Origin of the sequence: Oleiphilus messinensis (genome assembly GCF_002162375.1) — a bacterium.
GTDB lineage: Bacteria > Pseudomonadota > Gammaproteobacteria > Pseudomonadales > Oleiphilaceae > Oleiphilus > Oleiphilus messinensis.
Map to the genome: position 1 here is coordinate 2590607 of NZ_CP021425.1, position 18001 is coordinate 2608607.

Here is an 18001-nt window from a genome sequence, read left to right on the forward strand (position 1 = left end):
GTTTGGCAGCGGTTCTGTTATCGGCTGTCGTACAGTCAGAGGAAGCAGTCCCGCCAACTTCTGAAGTCAGTGTCGAGTATCAAAGATCGCCTCCGGTTATTCAGCCGGAGGTGGTTCCCAGGCCGGTATCTGAGTCAGATATTAATGCAGATGATTTCGAGCTGGGACTGACGATTGGCCTGATCAGCATCGAAGATTTTGAAACCAGTTATTTGTTAGGCGGGCGCCTTGCCTACCATATAAGTGAAGACGTGTTTGCCGAACTGAACGTCGGCTACGCTGAAGCCGGCACGACGAGTTATGAAGCGCTGAGCGGCTCGGCTCAACTGGTACCTGATGGTGATCGCGATATGCTGCTGTACAACCTTAGTGTCGGCTACAACCTGTTTCCCGGTGAAGCCTACTGGAGTGATTCCTATACGTTTAATACGAGAATGTATCTGGTTGCGGGTTTGGGAGCGACGGACTTTGCCGGTGATAATCGGCTGACATTAAATGTCGGCTGGGGGTACCAGTTCTTGTTAACGGATCGTTTTGCCATTCACTTTATGGTTCGAGATCACATATTTGATAATGATTTGCTGGGAGTAGACAAAACGACCCATAACTTTGAAATGAGTACACAGTGGTCCGTCTATTTTTAAATTGTACGGTCGGGTATCAAGTTGGTACGAGCAACGCGGAGCAGGGTTAATGAAGCAATTCAATCAGAACGTCAACCACCAAGCAGGAAACTTGAATTTTCGGAGTCGGGAACATGTTGTCGGTGTGCTTGGTATCGCGCTGGTATTCAGCTTGTTGTTGAGTGTCCCGAATCCATCTTCCGCGAATACGCCCGCACCGGACTTCACGCTGAAAAGTACCACCGGTCAAAATCTTCGACTCAATGATTACAGGGGCCAGGTGGTCTTACTGAATTTTTGGGCTTCATGGTGTGGACCCTGCCGGCAGGAAATGCCGGAACTGGAGAAAATCCAACAGAAATGGAGCAAATATGGCTTTACCGTTTTAGCGGTCAATGTGGATGCCCAACAGGCGTTGGCCGACAAGTTTCTGCAAAGCCAGTCCGTCAGTTTTCCTGTGCTTTACGACCATCAGAATCGTGTCACCCAACTATTCGAAGTCAAAGCAATGCCGTCCACAGTATTAATCGATCGAAACGGTATTGCCAGACATTGGCACATGGGTTACCAGCCGGGATATGAGCTGGAGTATGAATCCCAGGTGAAAGCATTGATTCGAGAATGAATGGGGCCTGCGCGAACTAACATGAAAATAATATATCAAGTTACTCATCGCTTACCGTTTGATGTGCATCAGTCCTTCAAAGCGGGCTTGTCCCGTTGCCTGGGTTGTTTATTGTTTGTTGGTGTTTTTGCATCATCCGGTTGCACGAGCATTGAGCCATGGGTCATGCCCTATGAGCGGCACCTGTTGGCAGATCCGATTATGGCGGTTAATCGTCATGGTCTGGCTGCAGGGTATATGAATCATGTTTATCAGGCCCGTGAAGGGGCGCGCGGCGCAGAAGGTGTTTCCGGGGGTGGGTGTGGTTGTAATTGAGCAGTACCCGAAGCGAAATAATGTGATTCAGTTTTGCCGGGTCTGGGGGCTGAGCGCGCTGTTGTGCTTTAGTGGCAATTCCAATTCAGCTGTTTTGCCGGAAGATGACGTCAGTCTGCTTTATCATCGCTATGAAGGCGGCGGAATGAAAATTGATGGGCCTTCTGTACTGATACGCAAATCAATGGGTTCACAGGTCTCCGTGAATGCGAATTACTACGTGGACAAAGTCAGCAGTGCATCTGTAGATGTGCTGGCAACTGCAAGCCCTTATCGCGAGGAGCGAACTGAAATAAGTGTCGGCGTCGACTATCTCATTAACAAAGGTACTGTGAGCCTGAGTTTTACGGACAGTGATGAATCTGACTTTGCAGCACAGTCATTTCATTTCGATCTCTCACAGGATTTTTTTGGTGATTTAACGACGCTCAATATCGGGTATTCACGGGGTTGGGACGAAGTAGGGAAGACCGGGGCAGTCAACTTTTCGGAAGAGGCGGACCGCAGGCATTACCGGATGGGGCTGACCCAGGTACTCAGCAAAACTGCACTGCTTACGTTTAGCTACGAATTGATCAGCGATGAAGGCTATCTCAACAATCCTTATCGCCAGGTACGGTTCCTGGTCCAGGATGAGGGGGGAGATCGCGTGGATTATCAGGACGAGGTTTACCCCCATACCCGAACCAGCAATGCACTGGCAGTAAAGGCCACCCATTACCTGCCTTATCGAGCTGCACTGTCCGGACAGTACCGCTTTTTCACTGACTCCTGGGGGATTCGCGCCCATACGGCGGAGCTGGCTTACGTTCATCCGTTTGAAAACCAGTGGATCCTTGATCTTAAATATCGTTATTACCAGCAAACCAGTGCTGATTTTTATCAGGACTTGTTTCCATACCGCGATGCCCAGAATTTCCTGGCACGGGACAAGGAGCTTAGCCGTTTCTCATCGAACAGTATCGGTCTGGGGATCAGCTATGAATTCCCGGAAACGGCATGGGGACAGATTGATTCGGGGACAATCAGTATATTGTACGATTATATGCTGTTTGATTATGACGATTTCCGCAATGCAGTGAGACAGGATCTCGCACCAGGAACCGAGCCGCTTTACAGCTTTAATGCCGATGTTACGCGGCTTTTACTCAATTTGCGTTATTGACCTGTACTGAGCAGGTATGTGGGGGAGAGAGCGATGGTCACTCGAAATAAGCCCGTGAGATTTGGAGCACAGATCGTCAGGTGTTTTTTCGGAGGAGTTGTTTTGATAGTGCAGCTTTGCATTGTGCCCCTTATAAATGCTGCAGAATCCCTGACAGATGAGATTGAGGCTCTTAAGCAGCAGGCAATTGAGCTCAATCGAGACCTCTTCATTCTTGAGGAAGATCTGCTGTTTCCGGCGACGACACAAGTAGCAATATTTGTATCGCTGGATGTGGGCTATTTCTTCCAGCTGGACGCTGTTGAAGTTGAAATTGACGGACGCACAGTGGCGAGCCACCTGTATACCGAACGACAGGCTGCTGCATTGTCAAAAGGTGGGTTGCAAAGAATCTATGCTGGCAACCTGAAAAAAGGCGAGCATGAGCTTACGGCGGTATTCGTTGGTGTGGGTCCGAATGGGCGTGATTACCGGCGCGCAGTGACAACCCGGTTTCAGAAAAGCGAAGATCCAGCGCACCTGGAGCTCACTATTCGGGACAGCGCAGCGCTCCAGCAGCCCGAGTTTCGGGTGCGACAATGGTAAGGGAATGGTTTTTTTGGGGTGTGATTATGCTGGGATTACAGCATTTTACACTTCATGCGGAAACCATTACGGGAAATCCCGAGCGTTTGGTTCCTCATGCTCGGGATTTGCTTTACGGGATGTCATTGTTCGAATTCCATCAGGAGCAATATTTTGATGCGATCAGTCTGCTCGATGTTGGCCGTTTGCAGGGACGAATACCGAATCATGAACAGTTTGCGGAAGTGTTGCAGGGAGGGATGTATCTCTCGTATGGAATGCTGAATGAGGCTCAGTCTCGGTTTGAGTGGGTCGAGCAGCGCTTACAGAATACGACTGATGCAATCGATCATGGCATACTCCAGTTGGTTTATCATTATCTTGCAAAAGTGTATTGGATGCGTAACCAGACTGCGCTTGCGGGGTATTGGTCCGAGCGCGTAAACCCGGAATTACTGCGCCAATGGGGCAACGGTTTTGTCGAAGAGTGGCGCTACTACCAAATCCTGTTGGCGATTCACACCGGCCAGATTCAGCGGGTTCCGGCGTTACTGGAAGGCTCATCAACACAGTCACCGTGGCGCCCGTATATGCAATACAATGCTGCGATTGCACTCGCAAAGAACGGATCAGTTCAGGAAGCGATTGCACTCCTTTCCAAGATCGACTTCCCGTCCATATCAACCCCGGAGCCGTCTCGTACACACTTTGGTCGCGCTCATGAGGCTGCGCCACTGTCCACAAAAATAGCCTATTTGGTGCCTGAGTTTACCGATGCTGAGCAGTCAGCATTGAGAGATAAAGTGTTAATTGCCATTTCCCGCTTGTACCTGCGCCAGGGTGCGATTGACCAAGCTTTGCAACATTTGCAAGCGATCCGAATAGATCGCGTGCAAGGTGCTGAAGCCCTTGTTTTATACTCGCTTGCCGCGGCGAAAGATGGGCAACTGAATGTCGCCCGGAAGGCATTACAACGTGTGTTGAGTAGTGATGATGCCGGCATCTCTGATGTGCTTGATGCCCGCTTTACACTGGGACGATTATTCGAAATAGAAGGGCGGCCTCAGGATGCATTGCAATCCTATGCAGAGGCTACTGAGTTCTACAAAACCCATCTGGCGAACCTGGAATCAAGTCCGGAGGCGCTTCGGCAGATACTCAGAAGCTGGGTTCGATTACAGCCTGGATATTCAGAGCGTTATGTGCCAATTCCATTGCCATCGCAAACGGGAGGCTCGTCCCGGGATTCAATCTTTAGCGACTTGTTTACGCAGCGGAGTTTCAGCTACTGGTTTGAGCAGTATGTTCAAGTCAAATCGCTATCGCTCCGTCTGGCACAGTGGGATCAGAGCCTCACCGTGTACCGCGATACCCTGAGCTTACGACAGCGTAGCTGGAAATCGCGTCAAATCCAGGCGCGAGAAATACTGGATCAACCGAAGCAGCAGGCAATATTGGTTGCTCTGAAAGCGAAACACCTGCAAATCGAACAGCAGATTTTGCGCGGTGAAAACACCGAGGATGGTTTTGTTTTTGCGAATTCGTCCCAACGCCTGATGCAGCAACATATCGAATCAGCGAATGAAAAGCTGACGCAGTTGATGGCTCACAATTTTGATCCGGATCTGATCCGGCAGGGAAGACTTACGCTCTCCCGCGCTCAATCTGCATTGTACTGGCAGGTGCAGAACCAGTATGCCGTAACGCGCTGGAATGCGCGTTCGCTGCATAGTTCCACTGCAGAATTGCTCGACGAAGCGGAAGTCAGACAAAAACGAATCCGGGAATCCAGTCGCTCCGACGTTTTCTTAGGTGCGCTGGAAGATCAACTGTCATCATTAACTTCAAGGTTTTACCGGCTGGAGGAAAAACAGCAGGTAGTTTTGCAGGGCGTCGAGCAACAACTTGTAAAACTGATGCAAGCAGAAATCAGGCGTTTGCAAGATGTAGCACAACAGCACTTGCTCATGACAGGGTTGGCGCGTACCAGGCTGCTTGATGCCCTGCAATATGAGGGGGCTGCAGCACCATGAGCCATTCAAGCTACCGTGTTGTAGGCGTCATCCTTGTCAGTCTCTGGAGTGCGGGGTGTAGCCTGTTGCCTTTATTTGAGCCCGGTTCGTCTGATTTGATTCCGGATCCTCTCCGCGCCGATGACAGTTCAGTCACTCTGGGGGCATGGCTTGATTCGGAGGAAGTCAGCAAGAAGGCGAGCCATAACGACGCAGGACAAATGCTCTCGGCGCCGGGGTATGAACTTACCAATAATAAACAGGGGGGGCATGATAGCCCGAGGGATTCAGTCAGCGTAAGGCTAACTGTAATTGAAAGCTACCAGCAACTTCTGCCGCTGCTCTCCAGTCATGGCGAAACCCGGAATAATGCGGTTCGAGGGCAGACACAAGCACCGTCGATTGAAGCTCTGGAAGCGCTTATTGAGCAGCGCCTGGCGGAATTGAAAATGTCAGTATCCGAGGCTGTATTTGCGGATGACGCAGTCGAATCCAATACGTCGGGACAGATCAGATCGCCGGAAATACCGAGTGCTTTTGATGCGGCCATTCAGGTCTATCAAGATCTGATTGCAAAATACCCTGATCATCCGTCAGCACCGAGTCACTGGTATCAATTGGCGAAGGGACTGGAGATGGTGGCTCGGCGGGAGGAGAGTATTGCGGCGTTATCTACTTTGGTTAGCCGTTACCCTGAATCAGAATATACACTCGAAGCTTATTTCCGGTTGGGGGAGCATTTTTTTCGGGAGGGGCAGTTTGACCGGGCCCATCAAGCCTTTTCACAGGTTGTGGAGCGGGTAGAAGCGCGTTTGGTTCCCGGTGACGATCCGGAGGTTAGTTATTACCCCGTCGCTAAATATATGGTCGGGTGGTCTGAATTTAAGCAACAACAAACCGACGAAGCTCTGGTTAGTTTTATTGAAGCGCTGGATATTTTGCTCAAGCCGGTATCGATAGGGCAGTCTATGACGCTGGAGGCATTCCGCGCGACCTTGCCGGAAACAAGGCAGTCTCTCATTCTCGATTTGTTTCGGGTGATTGCGATCGGGATTGATAACATTCCAGAGGGGGCACCCAATGGGTTGACACGCCTGTTCGATACGACCGGGGAAAAACCCTATGAACATCTGATTTATGAGTGGCTTGCAACAGGTTATCTGGAAAAACAGCGATTTTTTGATGCTGTTGCTATGTATCAGGAATACATCCATCGATACCCCAACGCATATCCTTCACCTGTGTTCCAGAAGGCGAGTGTGGATGTTCTGGAGCAGGCTGGATTCTATGAAGATGCCTGGACTGAGAAAGCGACATTTGTAAGTTTGTATGGCCACGGCTCATTAATTTGGGCGCAATTCAAGGCGCCCGATGATGGGCCTGTATTTCCGGAATATCTCAACACATTGAATGGGTACCTCAAAGCCCTGGCGAAACACCAGCATTATCACGCGCAGCAAGCCGAAATAGCGAATAGGCAAGAGGCAGCGCAATTTTACCGAAAAGCGATACGTTATTACGAAGATCTTCTCAGAGGGTTTCCTGAAGACGCCCAGCGCAGCGAGTTTTCATTTTTCCTGGGTGACAGTTATTTTGCACTGGAAGAATTTCCCCGTGCTATTGAGGCCTTTAAACAGGTGGCTTATGGGTATCCTTTGTCTGACTTCTCAGCGGATGCCGGATTCAATGTGTTGCATGCGTTTGAACGGCAAGTTGAATCCGTTGAGGCAGCAAATACCGTTGCTGTGCAGGCTATTCAGGCGGAACAGCTTGACTCCAGTGCTGCATTTATTACTCACTTCGAGGCTGACTCCCGTCGCGGTGAGGTGACCAAAAAAGCGATGGCATTGGCGTTGAGTCTCAAAGACTATCTACAGGCTGTGACCCTCGCCAGGCAAGTTTTGGCGTGGTCTGCTGTTCAGGAGTCTGACCGCATCCTCGCCTGGACGACTATTGCACAATCTTATTTTGCGCAAAACCAATACCAGGAAGCAGAATCAGCGTTGTCCGAAGTACTAGCGGTGTTGCCTGAACGGGATCAACGCCGGACTGATATGTCGGAAATGCGAGCGGTGGCAATTTACAAGCAAGCAGAGCTGGCCTTGCAAGCAAAAGATCGTCAGCGGGCGGTGCAGCATTTTCTCCGGCTCGGGCAGACGCACCCGAATTCGAGTTACCGAATAATGGCGGAATACGACGCAGCAGCACTGCAATTGGAGCTTCAGGACTGGTCCAGTGCCATTATCACTTTACAGCGCTTCAGCAATTTGTATCCCCGGCACAAATTGGCGATATCCGCCCGCCAGAAACTCGTCTATGCCCATGAGCAACAAGGCGATCTGTACGCCGCTGCGTTGGCACTGCTGACCCTGAGCGAGATGATGGACAAGCAGCCCGATATGGTGGAAGGTGCGCGCCTGTCTTTACTTCAAGCGGCGCGGTATTTTGATCGTACTGATCGCGCAGTAAAAGCGATCCAGTACTATCGCCAATATGCTCATCGCTACCCGGATCCGTTAGAGCATGTCATGGAGGCCCGAGTAAAGCTGAGTGAAATTTACAACGCCCGTGGCGAAATTAACAAGCGTAAATACTGGTTGAACAAGATTGTTCAGGACCGATCCAGAATTCAGGATGCACAGAATGAAAGGTTGAACTACTTGCTTGCGAACGCCTATCTCGATTTGGCTGACTATCGGTTCGAGCATTATCGTAAACTCACTTTGACTACACCGCTGCGCACAAGTCTAAAACAAAAAAAACAGGCGTTGAATCAGACCATCGATGCATACAACAGAGCGGCGGAATTCGGTTTTGTCGATCAGCTTTCGCTCAGTCAATACAAAATTGCCGAAGTCTACCGGCTATTGGCAATTGCGCTTCTGGAATCGGAGCGGCCGGGGAGGCTTAATGAAGTAGAATTGATGGAGTATGAGTTGCTCCTGGAAGAACAAGCGTATCCATTTGAAGAAAAGGCAATCGACCTCCATGAAAGTAATGCCCGGCGGGTGTATAGCGGGCGGTTTGATGAGGGTGTGCAAATGAGTTTCAAGATACTTGAGAAGCTCTTGCCTGTGCGTTATCACAAGTCTGAAGCGGGGGTGGATTATGGCGCGAGAATTCACTAGTTTGACGCTGATCATCATGATTGTCTTGATCGTATTATTAGGCGCTTGTGCGCCATTGACCAAGCCGTCCGGCGAGACTCCCGAGTTGGCTGTTGTCAATGAAAACGTGAAAGGGCCAGATCCAAATCGGTCTTATCCCGAGCCCATTGAACGCGAGTACACTCGTGCGCTTGACTTGCTTCAGCAGAAGCAATGGCAGAAAGCGGAGCAATCACTTCGGACATTAATAGCCACGCACCCTGAGCTATGTGGTCCGTGGTTTAATCTTGCTGTAGTTGCGCGGCATGATGAAGATTTCAGTGGCGCAGAAAGCTATGCCCAGTCCTCGGTTCAGTGTAACCCTGACTACCCTGAGCCCCATAATTTACTGGGTGTGCTTGATCGTGAGCAGGGCGATTTCAGTGCTGCTGAAATCCATTATCTTCAAGCACTAAAGGTGAATTCTGACTATGCACCGGCAATTTTGAACCTGGCCTTTTTGTATGATTTGTATTTTGGTCGACTGGAAGAGGCGCTGAACTATTACCAGCGTTACTTCGAGCTGAATCCGGATCATCCGCAAATTGAAAACTGGATAATTGATCTAAAAAACAGGATGAAGGACGTTTAACGAAGTGGAGACCCGGATGAACAATCGCCTTGTGAATTGCTTTACTTTGCAGTGCAAACTTTTTCGGTTCAGCGGTGTAGTTCGGTTCAGCTATGTAGTTCGGTTTAGCGGTGTAGTGGCGTTCGGGGTTGCATTGCTATTCCCCCAAATCGGGCGTTGTGATGATAATGCTGCCCTGGATGCCTCTACCAAGCCGCACGATGATGTGGTGGTTGAAATGGAGGGGTTGACGATTACCGGAAATGAAGAACAGCCCGGAATCACCCATATATTGTCCTGGAGAGATGCCGACCGCGGGGCACTCCCCGAAGTAATGCTGGATAAGTGGCTCGAATTGGACAATCTCGAGTACCTTGAGCGAGAATCTTTTAAACGACACGTGTTTTACGAGCAGTACCAGGCAAGGTAATCCTCCTTCCCCCTGCGCCACCCAATCGGTCTGTCCCCCTTGTAAGGTGATGTAACCTTCTGTTTTTAAATGTATTTCATGTATAGTTCATATTTTGACTCGAGAACTGTACACACTTGAATTTCTTGGATTTACTTAGATGTAACCGTTATAAGGGGGGCGTTATTCTGTAAAACCAGGTCACAATATGTTGAGCTGCTAATCTGAATGGTTTAAAAAGTCAACAAAATGTTGTCTGTTGTGTGTTCTGTATCTCGTTGTAATGATGCCACTTTGTTCACGTTTTTGGAAATAGCCTTAGGGGGCAAACTCAAGTTAAGCGCTTATTAATGCAACGAAGGATTTAATTGGAGTCACGCAAATGAGCGCACGGCAACTTGTTACTTTGACCGATGTCGGGTTTAGAACCCTGCATTCATGTGAGAGAAGTACGGCATTGCATATCAGTGAATTTCATGGCCATGAAAAAAACTATCAGATTGACCTGTTGGGGCAGCGTCTGGAAATATTCTGGCGAAAAGGTCAAATGATTACTTACGCTCAGGCGGAACCCGGGCTTCGGTGTCAGCTGCATTCACAGATTGAAAGCAAAGCTGTAGTTGAAATCATGTTTGTTCGGGTGAACAGCAAGGATATTGAGATCGATCTACCCCATGAAAGGATGGAGAATTTCTGTCGGGATCTGGATGCAATTGAGCTTAGGTTGGCGGTGGAGCTCAATATTCCCCAAGAGCTGATCGCGACAACCACAGGGGAGGTCGGGGCGGCATCAACAAAAAAGCGGGCTTGAGTGACAATGGGTTGTGGGAAGAGTGACCCATAGCCTGGAAAATTAGTGAATAATCAAGTTAGTATCACGGTTTACCTCATAACATCCACTCTGAACCTGAGCTGAACTTGCCCATGCCACTAACTGAGCTTTCCCCTCACCCTGTTGACCTGGTTTCACCGGGCTTTACCTCGAACCCTTATCCTGCATACAAACATTTGCTCGGAAATGAGCCGTTTTATTACTGTGCGGATCGCCGGTTGTATTATGTTGCCCGTCATGAGTTGGTGAAAACGCTGTTTCGTGATCCGAGAGCGTCTTCCAACCGAGTCGCACCGATGGCGGCCGCACTGCCAGAGCCGGTGCGAGAGTTTGCCAGCCCGGTGTTGAAATGTCTGGAAAAGTGGGTGTTGTTTCTCGATCCACCGCGACACGGGCAGCTTCGGAAAATCATTAGTCCTGCCTTTACCTCTAAAGTAATATCGAACCTGGAACCCAAAATATCAGGTATCGCCAATACTCTGGTAAAGGATATGAAGCACTCAGGGCGTTGTGATCTGGTGGCGGATTTTGCTTACCCACTTCCGGTCATGGTTATTGCTGATATGCTTGGTTGTCCTGCAAGTGATTACAAGCTGATCAAAGTCTGGTCTGACCACATTGCGGACTTTCTGGGGAGTAAAACCACGCTGGAAAAGGCAACGAATATCCGGACAAGCATTTTGCAGGCAACCCAGTACTTTGAAGATATTGTTCGTGAACAGAAACGAAAACCCAAAGAAAACCTGCTGCAAAATATGATCGAATTTCAGGGTCAGGAAAAAAGCTTCAGTGATGACCATCTAGTGGCCAACAGTATCGCATTGTTGTTTGCCGGGCATGAGACCACGTCAAACCTCATCTCCAATGCCGTGTATTGTTTGCATCAAAACCCTGAATATGGGCGCAATGCTGTTCACTTAAGCATTTGATGTTGAACGGGGCTTAATAGAAAATCCGATGATGCTTCCATCATCGGATTTTTTTATGGATTTTCAACAAGACCTACTCGACCTCAGCAATCTCTTTAACTTCTCTGACGTAAGCTCTTTTACGCAAAACATTCCCATCGAATGGGTAGAGTCTGCTCTGCGATTGAGCGCTTCCGCAACAATTAGAAGGCGTCGATTGCCATCAGATCAAGTGCTCTGGCTTGTCTTAGGCATGGCAATGTTTCGAAATGAACCAGTGCACGAAGTGGCTAGACGTTTAAATGTTTGTGCGCAAGGATTAGCCTCTGACAACCTGCTCGCTCGAAGCGGTGTTACCAATGCCAGGAAGCGGCTGGGTTCTGAACCCGTTGAATGGTTATTTCGACAAACTGGAACACACTGGGGACATGAACGCTACCCAGAAGACGAATGGAATGGTTTGAGAGTAATGGCGGTAGATGGGGCACTATTTCGCACACAAGATACGCCTGAACTTAGAGAGCACTTCGGCTCGGGCAATACCTCATCTAAACGGCAAACTCCCTTTCCCATGCTGAGGCTTGTTGCCCTAATGAATGTGCGCTCTCACATCATGATTGACGCTCAAATCAGCCCCTATCGTCGAGGTGAAATTCCTCTTGCTGAGAGTTTCTTGTCAAGCATCCCAGATAACTCTGTTACTTTGTTTGATAAAGGCTTTTGGAGCGCAAATCTAATGTTAACACTCACTCAACAAGATGTTGACCGTCATTGGATGATACCCGAGCGGAAAGGGCTTGTGCATGAAGTTATTAAAACCTACAGCGATGGTGATGAGCTTATTCAAATGAAGGTGTCTCCACAAGCTAGGAAAAAGAATCCTGACTTACCTGAAACATGGCAAGTGCGAAGAGTAACGTACCAGATAAAATCTGGTACTAAATCTGTGATGACATCTTTACCTGTCGAGAGATTTAGCGCTGCCCAAGTCTCAGAGCTGTACAAAGAACGATGGGAAATTGAACTTGGATTCAGGGATATCAAAAGTGCGATGCAAAATAACGCCATTACATTGCGAAGCAAGAAAACCGACCTAGTATACCAAGAGCTCTGGGGGTTACTATTGTGCTACAACATTATTAGGCGAGAAGCCTCAATGGCCGCAGTGAGTTTTGATCGCGCTCCATCTGAAATACGCTTCAAGCCTGTCTGTGATTATATTGCAGTACAATTAATTGTGATGGCTGCCGCCAATCCGATATCTGGAACAGGTAGACGTTTGTCAGAACTGAGGTCTGGAATTGGAAGCTTGTTTTTAGAGAGGCGTCCGAGGCCAACAACTCCTCGGACAGTGAAGATATCAAAAACCCGATATCCAGTGGATCGCTATGCAGCACCTCTTAAGTGAACAGCATTGTGAATATGGGCGGCATTTTTTTGAGGCTTCCGATTTCAGTGGCTCGCTGTTGGATGCCTGTATTGAAGAGACGTTGAGATTGGAGAGCCCGGTGCAGCGCATGGGGCGTTTCAGTACCGAGGACATTGAGTTGGAGGGCGAAATCATCGAGCAGGGTCACCGCATTATTTTGATGTTGGGCGCTGCGAATCGGGACCCTCGTGTTTTTTCTGATCCTGATCGCTATTGGCCAGAGCGGCCGGAGCGAGAGCATCTTGCTTTTGGCTATGGTCATCATTTTTGCTCTGGTGCCATGTTGGCACGGACGGAAGCACGAGTTGCCTTGCAGACGTTGTTTTCTGCTACACGTATTTCACTACCTGAGCGTGAAGGGTTTGAGTGGCATGAAAATGTTGCGTTGCGTGCATTGCGCACGTTACCGGTGCAGCTTCAATGTTTCTGAACTTGAGATAACGGTTCTTTGTGTCTTTTAGCTTTGGCTGAGTGAATCGTCGCGCGCCCGTTTTGTGCTACTCATAATTGAATACTACAATAAGTGGTGAGGGCGTTCCGCTGAAAGTTATATATGTGAATCTGCAGTGCTGCTGATACTGGAAACGGTTGATGGGGGAAGCTATTTGCGCTCTCTGTGAATGAGTTTTCTATGGTTTGTGAAAGGCTTGGTACGATGGCTTGTAAAGGACTTGGCACGAAGGCGTAAGGAACACCTTGATAAAATCAATACCATAAACTGCAGGGTTTAACCTAAATATGGTGGAACGTAATCGAAAGACTTCTCCACTTCAATTCGCGAAGCCAAGTTCCGAGAAGACTCAACCCCCGCCCAGTCGAACCTGGAAAGTTTTAATTGTCGATGATGATGTGGACATGGTGGCGGTTACCCGCTTGGTTTTCGATTCGATCCATTTCGAAGGAATGCCCATCGAGGTTCTCCCTGCCTACTCTTCGAATCAGGCAATTGAAATTCTGTCAAATCATGATGATATTGCCATGGCATTTATCGATGTGGTCATGGAAACGGATCGCGCCGGACTGGATCTGGTGCGCTATATTCGTGATGATTTGAATAATAATGAAATCCAGTTGGTTTTGCGCACGGGGCAGCCTGGATATGCGCCGGAAGTGAGCGTCATTCTGGAGTATGGCATTAATGACTACCGTTTGAAAACGGATCTGGACAGCATCAAACTCACTACGGCATTGGTGAGTGCTTTGCGTAATTATGAAAACATCAGGTTGGCGAAGCAAGCTGCACGAAATAACGCAATCCTGGATGAAGTGAATCGAACCAAGAGCCTTTTCTTCGCCCAGATGAGCCATGATCTGCGCACGCCATTGAACAGTATTATGGGGTTCTGTGACCTGTTATCTGCGAATTTTACAGGTGTTGAGCAGCAAGAACAGCTGCACCTGATTAAGCAATCCAGTGAACATTTGCTCGCAATCGTAAATGACATATTGGACTTGTCCAAGGCGGAGGCAGGTAAGGTCCGATTGAATCAGGTTCCACTCGTGCTTGCCGAGTTGTTGTTGACTTCAAAAAAGCTTATTGAGCCGCTGCTTTCAACTCATGTCGAATTCCGGATTGAAGGGCTTGAGCACTTGCCGCCTCTTGTGATGGGAGACCCGCTCAGGATAAAACAGATTTTACAAAACCTTCTCAGTAATGCCGTCAAATTCACTACCCATGGCAGTATTGTTCTCAAAGTCGGTGCCGAGCAGACAGACAGAGGTGATTGGCGTGTTAATCTGACTCTCTCTGACACGGGGGTGGGTATTCCTCCTGCCCGGATGAGCCAGTTATTTAACGCCTACGAGCAGGTAGGTGCCAGGATAGCTCGCCCACAGGGTACCGGTTTAGGGTTGACCATTTGTAAGCTGTTAGTTGATCTGATGGATGGTGATATCAGCCTGACCAGTGAGCCGAATCGCGGCACAACGTTTCACGTGCACATTCAGTTGCCCGCAGTTCCTGAAGGTGTTGCGTTCCCCGAACAAGGCGATGTGGCACCGAACATAGCCAATCTCAGTCCTGACAGTGCTTCGAGTTCAACGCTGTCCCGCCGTGTGCTTGTGGTGGATGACGATGCCACCAACCGTTTGGTGGTTAGGAAAATGCTCGAATACCTCAATTGCCTGGTGGACTGTGCTCCGGACGGGGCAATTGCGCTTTCCATGGTATCTGCCCATGAATATGATCTGATTTTTATGGATTGTAATATGCCCCATATGGATGGTATCGAATGTGTCAGGCGACTACGCCAATTGGACAGTGTAGCCCGTGTTCCTGTTATCGCATTGACAGGGGCCGATGATACGGAAAGTAGAGAGGCGTGTTCCGCAGCCGGTATGAATGGCTTTTTGCATAAACCTGTCGAAATGAAGCGATTGCTCGAGATCGTGGAAAAATGGTTTGGGGGCAGGGGGGGGAAGGACATACGCTCCTGAAATGTTTCCTTACCATGTCGTTGCGGTCACAATCTGGCAGGCATTGCTGTATCATTCAACCCTTTATTAATTCATCAAAATAGCGATTCGTAATTTAGTTTTCGGTGCTCTTTCAGTAGGCTAGTTTCGTAGCCATCCAACAACCAGTTGATTTGCTCAACCAGAGTAGCGACTCCATTCACCTGTTTGCGAAAATCTACTGGCGCACGGTAAAGGTAGATCTCGGGGATTTCCAAAGCGGGATGGAGATATCGCGCTCGCATATACGGTGCAGCGTAGTAATGAAATAAAACGGTATTGACTCCATCAAAACCGGTTTAGGACATAGACCTTCGAGGTCAGGTGTCTGTTAAGGAGATAGAGTCTTCTTGAATCTCATTAGGGCTCGGAGAATTAGTCTCCTATCTGAAGCCGAATATATGCCTAAACCTTTAGCTTCAAAATCATTCGCTACCGAAGGGTCAAGAGCAATCAAATAAGCGAAAACTCAATACCTGTATTTGACATTGCCAGGGTGTCCATATAAGCCCTAGTCAATCAGGCCAGTAGTGTAATAAGATCTGGATCACATTCTCGTTGTTTTGCTCTGAGTTAAGGATCGACACATAAGTCGAAGCTATTGACACACGATAACGTGCAACGTAGTGTCTTGGAGCCTGGACGATGAGAATCGTCGTTATGGAAACACTTCCGCTAAAAGGACTTACTTAAATGCTTGTATTGACACGCATACCTTCATTCGCACTGCTTCTAGTGTGCATGGTGGGTTGTACGAATGATGCTAATGATGCCGCACAGAAAGCGGCTGATAAGGCAAAAGTTGAGGCTCTGCTCCAGCTTTGTGATGATAAAAGTCTTCCACCAAATGATCGTGCAGGACATTGTATAGATTATTATCAGGCTATCGATGCAAAAAGAATAAATTTATCTTATATGGGAATCACAGAGCTTCCCGATAAGTTTTATGGCTTTGAAAATACCATATCGTTGCACTTGGCAGCAAATCACCTGTCCAAATTACCCCCATCAATTAGTCTTTTGAAAAATTTGGAATATTTAAATTTGACAGAAAATCAATTCTCTCAAATTCCTGACGTGGTATTCGAATTAAAGTCGTTAAAAGAGTTTTGGATTGCGCAGAACCAAATTGTTGAAATCAGTCATGAAATTAACAAATTGGAACGTCTCGAAATAGTATACCTATTTTATAATCAGATAGAAGATTTGCCATCAGATTTGTCGGGTTTAAGAAATTTGAAACGGTTATTATTGTACGACAATAAGCTGAAAGTCTTTCCAGGGGCTCTCACCACACTGCCGGCACTAGAATATCTTTCAATCCGGAATAATGAAGTTGAGACTATCTCGCCTGAAATTTCAAAAATGCTTCATCTGAAAGGGCTTGTTGCAATCAGTAATAAAATTGTTTCAATTTCACCAAAAATTGGTGAACTAAAATCGCTTTATTTCCTGGAGCTGGCCGATAATAATTTAACGAGTTTACCTGCAGAGTTAGCGGATATTCCGACTTTGATTGTCGATGATGAACATCATGCAGGCGGTGTATTGGTATCGATCCCATCTGTTGAGTACACACATGAAGAATTGGCAGCGCACTCTGGCGTGGATGTGATGGCTAATAATATCCAAAAGCTTCCCAACAAGTTATGCACAATTTTCGTAAATTTGGAGAACAACCCTTTAACAGAGAAGCAGTTCAACCAGCAATGCAATAATGTCTGAATCACATTCTCTTCCTATGCTTTAAGGTAAGGGGCAACGCTTAAGCTAGCGCTATTGACACAGAGCAGAGTGCAACGTAGTGTCTCGCATGCTGGACAAAGATAAAAGTCGTTATGGAATCTTAGCAAAAAGGACTTACTCAAATGCTGGTATTAACACGCATGCTTTCATTCGTGCTGTTTCTGGTGTGCATCGCAGGTTGTACGAATGACGCTACTGATGATGAAGTCGAACGAAAATCCGCTGACAAGGCAAAAATCAATGTTATTCGCCAGCTTTGCAAGAAAGAAAGCCTCCCTCCAAATGATCGTGTTACACATTGTTTGGATTACTATCGAGCAATAGATGCAAAAAGAATAGATTTGTCCAGTATGGGCATAACTGATCTACCTGATGCTTTTTATGGTTTTGAAAACGTAACAAGTCTCGACTTATATTCAAATCAATTAAGTAGATTGCCAGCCTCAATAGGGCAGCTGAAGAACTTGCAGTATTTGAATCTTTCCAACAACGATTTTTCTGAGGTACCAGCCACTGTATTCGATTTAACGTTGTTAGTTGAACTGAGGGTTACAAGAAACCAAATTAAAAAATTAAGTGGCAAAATCAATAGATTGAAGTATTTGAAAAAGGCTTATTTTTACTTAAATCAGATTCAAGAACTGCCATCGGATATGTCTGGTCTCAAAAACCTCGATCGGCTCTATTTGGACAATAATAGATTGAAAACATTTCCAGGCCCTCTAGTCACATTGCCTGCACTTAAATACCTTTCAATTACTAGTAATGAGATTGAAATCATTTCTTCAGAAATATCACAAATGATCAGTTTGACAGGGCTGTTTGCTTCAGGAAATAAAATTGTTTCAATCTCACCTAGTATTGGAGAGCTAAAGTCGCTTTATTTTCTTGAGTTAGCGGGAAATAAACTTACCAGCTTGCCTGCTGAATTGGCAAATATCTCGACAATGATCGTGGATAAGGAAAGTCATGCGGGTGGAGTACTGGCAGACATTCCAGAAATTGAATATACCCCCCAGGAATTGGCACTACATTCTGGCGTCGATGTGATGGCCAATAAGATCAAAGTGCTTCCCAATAAGTTGTGCTCAATTTTTATAAATGTGGAGAATAATCCGTTAACGGAAATGCAGTTCAAGAAACAGTGTGACAAGATGAGATGGCACAATAATTAACCTCTAATACAATTCAAATTAAGGAAC

At 47.4% G+C, this 18001-nt stretch carries 16 protein-coding genes; all 16 read left to right on the forward strand.

Features of this window, described 5'->3' with window-relative positions:
• Positions 1–2 precede the first annotated feature (2 nt).
• The 16 genes from OLMES_RS11350 to OLMES_RS11430 all read left to right on the forward strand — a co-directional run bounded on the left by OLMES_RS11350 (position 3) and on the right by OLMES_RS11430 (position 17974).
• Complete coding sequence (locus OLMES_RS11350; protein ID WP_232465320.1) at positions 3–644, forward strand: outer membrane beta-barrel domain-containing protein; 642 nt, start codon at positions 3–5, stop codon at positions 642–644.
• 49 nt (positions 645–693) lie between these two features.
• On the forward strand, positions 694–1248 hold the full coding sequence (locus OLMES_RS11355) for a peroxiredoxin family protein (protein ID WP_087461365.1): 555 nt from the start codon (positions 694–696) through the stop codon (positions 1246–1248).
• A gap of 21 nt (positions 1249–1269) precedes the next feature.
• The gene (locus tag OLMES_RS11360) at positions 1270–1563 is read left to right on the forward strand and encodes a DUF4266 domain-containing protein (RefSeq protein ID WP_087464451.1); all 294 of its coding nucleotides are present in this window, start codon (positions 1270–1272) and stop codon (positions 1561–1563) included.
• Entirely contained in the window at positions 1493–2728 is a 1236-nt protein-coding gene (locus OLMES_RS11365; protein WP_087461366.1) for a DUF3570 domain-containing protein, read from the forward strand. Before OLMES_RS11360 ends, OLMES_RS11365 begins: the two co-directional genes overlap by 71 nt.
• 108 nt (positions 2729–2836) lie before the next feature.
• Positions 2837–3313 (forward strand): AraC family transcriptional regulator, encoded by a 477-nt coding sequence (locus tag OLMES_RS11370; protein WP_087461367.1) that lies wholly within the window; start codon positions 2837–2839, stop codon positions 3311–3313.
• 26 nt (positions 3314–3339) lie between these two features.
• A complete protein-coding gene (locus OLMES_RS11375) occupies positions 3340–5325 on the forward strand; it encodes a tetratricopeptide repeat protein (RefSeq protein ID WP_157678270.1) in 1986 nt (661 codons plus the stop codon).
• Positions 5322–8432 carry a tetratricopeptide repeat protein gene (locus tag OLMES_RS11380; RefSeq protein ID WP_087461369.1) on the forward strand — a complete coding sequence of 1037 codons (3111 nt, stop codon included), beginning with the start codon at positions 5322–5324 and terminating at the stop codon, positions 8430–8432. The genes OLMES_RS11375 and OLMES_RS11380 overlap by 4 nt, the downstream gene beginning before the upstream one ends.
• Positions 8413–9042 carry a tetratricopeptide repeat protein gene (locus OLMES_RS11385; RefSeq protein WP_087461370.1) on the forward strand — a complete coding sequence of 210 codons (630 nt, stop codon included), beginning with the start codon at positions 8413–8415 and terminating at the stop codon, positions 9040–9042. The genes OLMES_RS11380 and OLMES_RS11385 overlap by 20 nt, the downstream gene beginning before the upstream one ends.
• A gap of 16 nt (positions 9043–9058) precedes the next feature.
• Positions 9059–9451 carry a hypothetical protein gene (locus OLMES_RS11390; protein ID WP_087461371.1) on the forward strand — a complete coding sequence of 131 codons (393 nt, stop codon included), beginning with the start codon at positions 9059–9061 and terminating at the stop codon, positions 9449–9451.
• A gap of 361 nt (positions 9452–9812) precedes the next feature.
• Complete coding sequence (locus OLMES_RS11395) at positions 9813–10241, forward strand: hypothetical protein (protein ID WP_087461372.1); 429 nt, start codon at positions 9813–9815, stop codon at positions 10239–10241.
• A gap of 113 nt (positions 10242–10354) precedes the next feature.
• Complete coding sequence (locus tag OLMES_RS11400) at positions 10355–11191, forward strand: cytochrome P450 (RefSeq protein ID WP_087461373.1); 837 nt, start codon at positions 10355–10357, stop codon at positions 11189–11191.
• 55 nt (positions 11192–11246) lie between these two features.
• Entirely contained in the window at positions 11247–12578 is a 1332-nt protein-coding gene (locus OLMES_RS11405; protein ID WP_087464452.1) for an IS4 family transposase, read from the forward strand.
• The gene (locus OLMES_RS11410; protein ID WP_087461374.1) at positions 12559–13029 is read left to right on the forward strand and encodes a cytochrome P450; all 471 of its coding nucleotides are present in this window, start codon (positions 12559–12561) and stop codon (positions 13027–13029) included. Before OLMES_RS11405 ends, OLMES_RS11410 begins: the two co-directional genes overlap by 20 nt.
• 308 nt (positions 13030–13337) lie before the next feature.
• A complete protein-coding gene (locus tag OLMES_RS11415; RefSeq protein WP_087461375.1) occupies positions 13338–15035 on the forward strand; it encodes a response regulator in 1698 nt (565 codons plus the stop codon).
• A 711-nt stretch (positions 15036–15746) separates the two neighbouring features.
• Positions 15747–16778, forward strand: a complete 1032-nt coding sequence (locus OLMES_RS11425) for a leucine-rich repeat domain-containing protein (RefSeq protein WP_087461377.1) — start codon at positions 15747–15749, stop codon at positions 16776–16778.
• 143 nt (positions 16779–16921) lie between these two features.
• On the forward strand, positions 16922–17974 hold the full coding sequence (locus tag OLMES_RS11430) for a leucine-rich repeat domain-containing protein (protein ID WP_087461378.1): 1053 nt from the start codon (positions 16922–16924) through the stop codon (positions 17972–17974).
• The last annotated feature ends 27 nt before the right edge of the window (positions 17975–18001 follow it).

Excerpts from the sequence above, each read along its gene's own strand:
- OLMES_RS11355 (WP_087461365.1), top strand. The coding sequence starts at position 694 with ATGAAGCAATTCAATCAGAACGTCAACCACCAAGCAGGAAACTTGAAT.
- OLMES_RS11360 (WP_087464451.1), top strand. The coding sequence starts at position 1,270 with ATGAAAATAATATATCAAGTTACTCATCGCTTACCGTTTGATGTGCAT.
- OLMES_RS11365 (WP_087461366.1), top strand. The coding sequence starts at position 1,493 with ATGTTTATCAGGCCCGTGAAGGGGCGCGCGGCGCAGAAGGTGTTTCCG.
- OLMES_RS11375 (WP_157678270.1), top strand. The coding sequence starts at position 3,340 with ATGCTGGGATTACAGCATTTTACACTTCATGCGGAAACCATTACGGGA.
- OLMES_RS11380 (WP_087461369.1), top strand. The coding sequence starts at position 5,322 with ATGAGCCATTCAAGCTACCGTGTTGTAGGCGTCATCCTTGTCAGTCTC.
- OLMES_RS11385 (WP_087461370.1), top strand. The coding sequence starts at position 8,413 with ATGGCGCGAGAATTCACTAGTTTGACGCTGATCATCATGATTGTCTTG.
- OLMES_RS11390 (WP_087461371.1), top strand. The coding sequence starts at position 9,059 with ATGAACAATCGCCTTGTGAATTGCTTTACTTTGCAGTGCAAACTTTTT.
- OLMES_RS11395 (WP_087461372.1), top strand. The coding sequence starts at position 9,813 with ATGAGCGCACGGCAACTTGTTACTTTGACCGATGTCGGGTTTAGAACC.
- OLMES_RS11400 (WP_087461373.1), top strand. The coding sequence starts at position 10,355 with ATGCCACTAACTGAGCTTTCCCCTCACCCTGTTGACCTGGTTTCACCG.
- OLMES_RS11405 (WP_087464452.1), top strand. The coding sequence starts at position 11,247 with ATGGATTTTCAACAAGACCTACTCGACCTCAGCAATCTCTTTAACTTC.
- OLMES_RS11410 (WP_087461374.1), top strand. The coding sequence starts at position 12,559 with ATGCAGCACCTCTTAAGTGAACAGCATTGTGAATATGGGCGGCATTTT.
- OLMES_RS11415 (WP_087461375.1), top strand. The coding sequence starts at position 13,338 with ATGGTGGAACGTAATCGAAAGACTTCTCCACTTCAATTCGCGAAGCCA.
- OLMES_RS11425 (WP_087461377.1), top strand. The coding sequence starts at position 15,747 with ATGCTTGTATTGACACGCATACCTTCATTCGCACTGCTTCTAGTGTGC.
- OLMES_RS11430 (WP_087461378.1), top strand. The coding sequence starts at position 16,922 with ATGCTGGTATTAACACGCATGCTTTCATTCGTGCTGTTTCTGGTGTGC.